General features: G+C 62.2%; 4 protein-coding genes and 1 pseudogene. 4 read left to right on the forward strand and 1 reads right to left on the reverse strand.

Annotated features, from left to right (window positions below):
- The 4 genes from VFN25_RS11690 to VFN25_RS11705 form a co-directional block, all read left to right on the forward strand.
- On the forward strand, nt 1-2219 hold a 2219-nt coding region (locus VFN25_RS11690), incomplete at its 5' end, for a type I restriction endonuclease subunit R (protein WP_325142090.1).
- Complete coding sequence (locus tag VFN25_RS11695) at nt 2216-3391, forward strand: restriction endonuclease subunit S (RefSeq protein WP_325142092.1); 1176 nt, start codon at nt 2216-2218, stop codon at nt 3389-3391. The genes VFN25_RS11690 and VFN25_RS11695, both read left to right, overlap by 4 nt.
- On the forward strand, nt 3388-4389 hold the full coding sequence (locus tag VFN25_RS11700) for a virulence RhuM family protein (RefSeq protein ID WP_325142094.1): 1002 nt from the start codon (nt 3388-3390) through the stop codon (nt 4387-4389). The genes VFN25_RS11695 and VFN25_RS11700 overlap by 4 nt, the downstream gene beginning before the upstream one ends.
- Complete coding sequence (locus tag VFN25_RS11705) at nt 4386-6005, forward strand: type I restriction-modification system subunit M (protein WP_325142097.1); 1620 nt, start codon at nt 4386-4388, stop codon at nt 6003-6005. The genes VFN25_RS11700 and VFN25_RS11705 overlap by 4 nt, the downstream gene beginning before the upstream one ends.
- A 26-nt stretch (nt 6006-6031) precedes the next feature.
- Here VFN25_RS11705 and VFN25_RS11710 read toward each other — a convergent pair.
- Nucleotides 6032-6547 (reverse strand): annotated as a pseudogene (locus VFN25_RS11710) (polyhydroxyalkanoate depolymerase); the annotation flags it as partial.

Genomic DNA, 6547 nt, shown 5'->3' on the forward strand with positions numbered 1-6547 from the left:
AGTGCATCGACAAGAACCTGGGCAACGGCTACATCTGGCACACCACCGGCAGCGGCAAGACGCTCACCAGCTTCAAGGCCTCCACGTTGCTCAAGGCCAACCAGGCCATCGAGAAGTGCCTGTTCGTGGTGGATCGCAAGGATCTGGATCGCCAGACCCGCGAGGAGTTCAACCGCTTCCAGGAAGGCTGCGTCGAGGAAAACACCAACACCGAGTCGCTGGTGCGGCGGCTGGTGTCGGACGATGCCGCCGACAAGGTCATCGTGACCACCATCCAGAAGCTGGGCCGCGCGCTGGACCCAACGCGGGCCGACTACGCCCGGCGGCTGGAACCGCTGCGCCAGGCGCGCATCGTCTTCATCTTCGACGAATGCCACCGCAGCCAGTTCGGCGAGAACCACCAGGCCATCAAGGCGTTCTTCCCCAAGGCCCAGCTGTTCGGCTTCACCGGCACGCCGATCTTCGACGACAACGCCAGCTACAAGCGCATCGAAGGCGACGAGCAGACGCTGAAGACCACCGACGACCTGTTCCAGCAGTCCCTGCACGAATACACCATCACCCACGCCATCGAGGACAGGAACGTCCTGAAGTTCCACGTCGAGTACTACAAGCCTGAAAAAGGCGGGCCCGATGGCAAGCTCGCACCCAAGCCCGGCGAAACCCTGGCCAAGCGCGCCGTGGTGGATGCCATCCTGGCCAAGCACGATGCCGCCACCGGCGGCCGGCGCTTCAACGCGCTGCTGGCCACCGCCTCCATCAACGATGCCATCGAGTACTACGACCTCTTCAAGGCGGCGCAGGCGGAAAGGCAGAACGCCGATCCCGACGTCGTGCCGCTCAGCATCGCCGCCGTGTTCTCGCCGCCCGGCGACGTCAGTGCCGACGTGCGCCAGTTGCAGGAAGACCTGCCGCAGGAACAGGAAGACAACAAGCAGGACCCGGAAGCCAAGAAGGCGGCGCTGAAAGCCATCATTGCCGACTACAACGCGCGCTTTACCACCAACCACCGCATCGAGGAGTTCGACGCCTACTACCAGGACGTGCAGCAGCGCATCAAGGACCAGCAGTTCCCCAATGCGGACCTGCCGATGAAGGGCCGCGAGAAGCTTGACATCGTGATCGTGGTGGACATGTTGCTCACCGGCTTCGACAGCAAGTACCTCAACACCCTGTACGTGGACAAGAACCTCAAGTACCACGGCCTGATCCAGGCGTTTTCCCGCACCAACCGCGTGCTCAACGACACGAAACCGTATGGCAACATCCTGGACTTCCGCGGCCAGCAGGCGGCGGTGGATGCCGCCATCGCGCTGTTCTCCGGGGCACGCAAGGACCAGGCGCGCGAAATCTGGCTGGTGGACACCGCGCCCGTGGTCATCGACAAGCTGAAGGAAGCGCGCGCCGCCCTCGACCGCTTCCTGGCCTCGCAGGGGCTGGGCGGTGCGCCTGCGGACATCGCCAATCTCAAGGGCACCGCGGCCAAGGTCGCCTTCGTCCAGCACTTCAAGGAAGTGCAGAAGCTGCAGACCCAGCTGGACCAGTACACCGACCTGACCGCCGAGCAGCGCGACCAGATCGAGACCATCCTGCCCAAGGACGAACTGCGCAGCTTCCGCGGCCAGTACCTGCAGAAGGCCGAGGAACTGCGCGCCGACCGGAAGAAGCCCGGCGGACTGGACGAGGCCACGCGCAACGAGGTGGAGCAGCTCGACTTCGAGTTCGTGCTGTTCGCCTCCAGCACGATTGATTACGACTACATCATGAAGCTGATCGCCGACTACTCGGGCAAGGCGCCGGGCAAGGCCAGCATGAGCCGTGAACAGCTGATCGGCCTGATCGCAAGCGACGCCAAGTTCATCGGCGAGCGCGAGGACATCAGCGCGTACGTGCGCGGGCTGAAGGCCGGCGAGGGCTTGAGCGAGGACGCCATCCGCGCCGGCTACGAAAAGTTCAAGGCCGACAAGGCTGTGCAGGACATGGCCGCGCTGTCCGCCAGGCACGGCCTGCCGGTGGCGCCGGTGCAGGCCTTCGTGGACGGGATTCTGTCCCGCCGCATCTTCGACGGCGAACAGCTCACCGAGCTGCTGGCCCCGCTGGACCTGGGCTGGAAGGCGCGCGCGCAGAAGGAACTGGCGCTGATGGGCGACCTGCTGCCGCTGCTGAAGAAGCGGGCGGGTGGGCGGGAGATCGCCGGGCTCAAGGCGTACGAGGCATGAGCATGGCGAAGCAGGGGCCGAAGACGGCGGTGCCGAGGTTGCGATTTCCGGAGTTCTGCAACGCTGCCGAGTGGGAATGGAAGACACTCAGTCACGTATGCGACATGCGGGCAGGTAAGTTCATAGCCGCATCGGAAATATCCGAAAGGCCAGATGAAAGGTCTTATCCGTGCTACGGCGGTAATGGCTTGCGAGGCTACACAGCGGGTTTTACCCATTCAGGAAGGTTTCCGCTTATTGGTCGGCAAGGCGCGCTTTGTGGAAATATCCAATTCGTCGAAGGTGATTTCTACGCCACCGAGCATGCGCTCGTAGCTTCCCCAAAGGCTGAAACTGACGTCGGTTGGCTTCGCTACACGTTGGACGGGTTGAACTTGAATCGGTTTGCAACTGGACAAGCCCAGCCTGGCTTATCCGTTGATGTACTCAATGGCGTGTCATGCGCTGTGCCGGGAAGTGAATCGGAGCAACAAAAAATCGCCGACTGCCTGGCCTCACTGGATGAGGTGATTGCCGCGCAGGGGCGCAAGGTGGAGGCGTTGAAGGCGCACAAGCGCGGCCTGATGCAGCAGCTGTTCCCCCGCGAAGGCGAAACCCGCCCCCGTCTCCGCTTCCCCGAGTTTCGTAACGCACCGGATTGGAGAGGCGGGGCGCTCGGTCACGTCTGCGATATGCAGGCGGGCAAGTTTGTATCGGCCTCGGATATTTCCGAGCAACCAAGCGTTGGCAAATTTCCCTGCTATGGCGGCAACGGCCTGCGAGGCTATACCAACTCGTCTACGCATTCGGGCGAGTTCCCACTCATTGGTCGGCAAGGTGCCCATTGCGGTAATGTTCAGTTTGCGCGAGGCCAGTTTCATGCGACGGAGCACGCGGTTGTGGCGTCACCGAAGAATGGTGTGAGTGTTGCGTGGCTGTATTACGCGTTGGAAGTTCTGGATTTGAACCGATATGCGACAGGCCAAGCCCAGCCGGGGTTGTCGGTAGATGTGCTTAAGGCTGTGCCATGTTCGATTCCTGAGACGGAGGTTGAACAAAATCGTATCGCCCACTGCCTCTCCTCCCTCGATACCCAAATCGCCGCCGAATCCAACCAGCTCGCCGCCCTCAAGACCCACAAGCAGGGCCTGATGCAGCAGCTGTTCCCGGCGCCGGACGCCGCCAGCGCATGAGCGGCCTGATCCTCTACACCAGCGAGGACGGCCGCAGCCGCGTCCAGCTGCGCGCCGACGACCAGACCGTCTGGCTCAGCCAGCTGGGCATGGCCGAGCTGTTCCAGACCAGCAAGCAGAACATCGCCAAGCACCTGAAGGCGATCTTTGCCGATGGCGAGCTGCGGGCGGAATCAGTGGTCAACCATTGGTTGACAACTGCCGCCGACGGCAAGAACTACCGGGTTGCGCATTACAACCTCGACGCCATCCTGGCCGTGGGCTACCGGGTGCGCTCCCCGCGCGGCGTGCAGTTCCGCCGCTGGGCCAGCACCGCGCTGAAGGAATACCTGCTCAAGGGCTTCGTCATGGACGACGAGCGCCTGAAGAATCCGGATGGCCGGCCGGATTACTTCGACGAGATGCTGGCGCGCATCCGCGACATCCGCGCCTCGGAGAAGCGCTTCTACCAGAAGGTGCGCGACCTGTTCGCGCTGAGCGTGGACTACGACAAGACCGACCGTGCCACGCAGGTGTTCTTCGCCACCGTGCAGAACCTGCTGCTGTATGCGGTGACCGGGCAGACGGCGGCGGAGCTGATCCTGGCCCGCGCCAATCCCGACGATCCGCATTTCGGCCTGCGCGCGTGGAGCGGTGGCCGGGTGCGCAAGCAGGACATCCTGATCGCCAAGAACTACCTCACAGAAGATGAGATCGACACCCTCCAACGGCTGGTGGTGATCTTCCTGGAAACCGCGGAACTGCGGGCCAAGAACCGCCAGGAGATTCCCATGCGCTTCTGGATGGAAAACGTGGGCCAGATCATCGCGTCCAACGGCTTTCCGCTGCTGAAGAGCGCCGGCCCGGTCAGTCACGAGCAGATGGAAGCCGCCACCAGCGAGCGGTACCTCGCCTTCGACGAACAACGCAAGCAGCAGGAGGCGCGCGCCGCCGATGCTGCCGACGCCGCCGAACTGGCTGCCATTGAAAACAAGATCAAACGACGCCTGAAACCATGACCGACGACGACCAGAAGCAACTTGGCAAGACCCTGTGGGCCATTGCCGACCAGCTGCGCGGCAGCATGAACGCGGACGACTTCCGCGATTACATGCTGTCGTTCCTGTTCCTGCGCTACCTGTCGGACAACTACGAGGCGGCGGCATCGAGGGAGCTGGGGTCGGACTATCCCGACCCGCAGGCCATCGGCAACGGCGGCAAGACGCCACTGTCGGTGTGGTACGCGGCCAACCCGGACGATATCGCTGCGTTCGAGCAGCAGATGCGGCGCAAGGCGCATTACGTCATCCAGCCCAGGTACCTGTGGGGCAATATCGTCCACTTGGCGAAGACCCAGGACGGCAGCCTGCTGGACACCTTGCAGAAGGGTTTCAAGCACATCGAGGAAGATTCCTTCGAGAGTGAGTTCCAGGGCCTGTTTTCGGAAATCAACCTGACCTCGGACAAGCTGGGCAGGAAGTACGAAGACCGCAATGCCAAGCTGTGCTCGATCATCAGCGAGCTGGCCCGCGGCATGGCGCTGTTCTCCACCGAGGCGGACACGCTGGGCGATGCCTACGAGTACCTGATTGGCCAGTTCGCCGCCGGCAGCGGCAAGAAGGCCGGCGAGTTCTACACGCCGCAGCAGATTTCCAACATCCTGTCGGCCATCGTCACCCTGGACAGTCAGGAGCCGAAGACCGGCCCGCGCGGCAAGCTGGAGAGCGTGTTCGATTTCGCCTGCGGGTCGGGCTCGCTGCTGCTCAACATCCGCCAGCGCATGAAGAAAGCGGGTGGCAGCATCGGCAAGATCGTGGGCCAGGAATACAACATCACCACTTACAACCTGGCGCGCATGAACATGCTGCTGCACGGGGTGAAAGACACCGAGTTCGAGATCCATCACGGCGACACGCTGAAGAACGATTGGGACTGGCTGCGCGAAACCAACCCGGCGAAGAAGCCGCGCTTCGACGCCGTGGTCGCCAACCCGCCTTTCAGCTACCGCTGGGAGCCGGGCGAGGCGATGGCGCAGGACCCGCGCTTCAAGAACCACGGCGTGGCGCCCAAGAGCGCGGCCGACTTCGCCTTCCTGCTGCACGGCTTGCATTACCTGAAGGACGACGGCGTGATGGCGATCATCCTGCCGCACGGCGTGCTGTTCCGTGGCGGCAAGGAAGCCGACATCCGCCGCAAGCTGCTGGAGGACGGCCACATCGATACGGTGATCGGTCTGCCGGCCAACCTGTTCTATTCCACCGGCATCCCGGTGTGCATCCTGGTGTTGAAGAAGTGCAAGAAGCCGGACGATGTGTTGTTCATCAACGCCGCCGAGCACTTCACCAAGGGCAAGCGGCAGAACCAGTTGGGCGATGCGCATATCGAGCGCATCGTTCGCACGTATCAGCACCGCGAGGAACACACGCGCTATTCACGCCGCGTGTCCATGACCGAGATCGAGGACAACGACTGGAATCTCAACATTTCCCGCTATGTGAGCACCGCCGAGGTCGAAGTCGAAATCGATCTCGGATCGGTGCACAAGGATCTGGTGGCCATTGACAAGGATCTTGCCGATGCCAGGGCTCGTCACAACACATTCCTTGCGGAGTTGGGCTTGCCTTTGCTGCCTTGAATCGGTGTGGTCTTCTGATGGGCAAGTCAGCGCTTGCGACGCGCAGGCTTTTCGCGATGGGCACGAATGAACTCGCGCACCTTGGGATAGACCTGCTCGCGCCAGCGCCGGCCACTGAAGATGCCGTAGTGGCCCGCACCTTCGACCACCATGTGCTTCTTGTTGGCCTTGGGAATGCCGCGACACAGGGTTTGGGCGGCCTCGGTTTGTCCAAGACCGGAAATGTCGTCCAGTTCGCCTTCGATCGTCATCAGCGCGCTGTGGCGGATGGATTCGGGAGCCACGCGTTCGTCGTGAACGAACCATTCACCCTTGGGTAGCAAGTGTTTCTGGAACACAGTCTCGATGGTGTCGAGGTAATACTCGGCATCCATGTCCAGCACCGCGTTGTACTCGTTGTAAAAACGGCGGTGTGATTCGGCATCGTCCTGATCGCCGCGCATGAGATCCCGATAGAACTCCCAATGCGACTGGAAGTGTCGATCCGGATTCATCGCGATGAATCCGGCGTGTTGCAGGAAGCCCGGATAGACCAGACGCCC

Origin of the sequence: Dokdonella sp. (assembly GCF_035703485.1) — a bacterium.
Taxonomy (GTDB): domain Bacteria; phylum Pseudomonadota; class Gammaproteobacteria; order Xanthomonadales; family Rhodanobacteraceae; genus Dokdonella.

Coding starts and splice junctions, on each gene's coding strand:
- VFN25_RS11695 (WP_325142092.1), top strand. CDS start 2,216: ATGAGCATGGCGAAGCAGGGGCCGAAGACGGCGGTGCCGAGGTTGCGA.
- VFN25_RS11700 (WP_325142094.1), top strand. CDS start 3,388: ATGAGCGGCCTGATCCTCTACACCAGCGAGGACGGCCGCAGCCGCGTC.
- VFN25_RS11705 (WP_325142097.1), top strand. CDS start 4,386: ATGACCGACGACGACCAGAAGCAACTTGGCAAGACCCTGTGGGCCATT.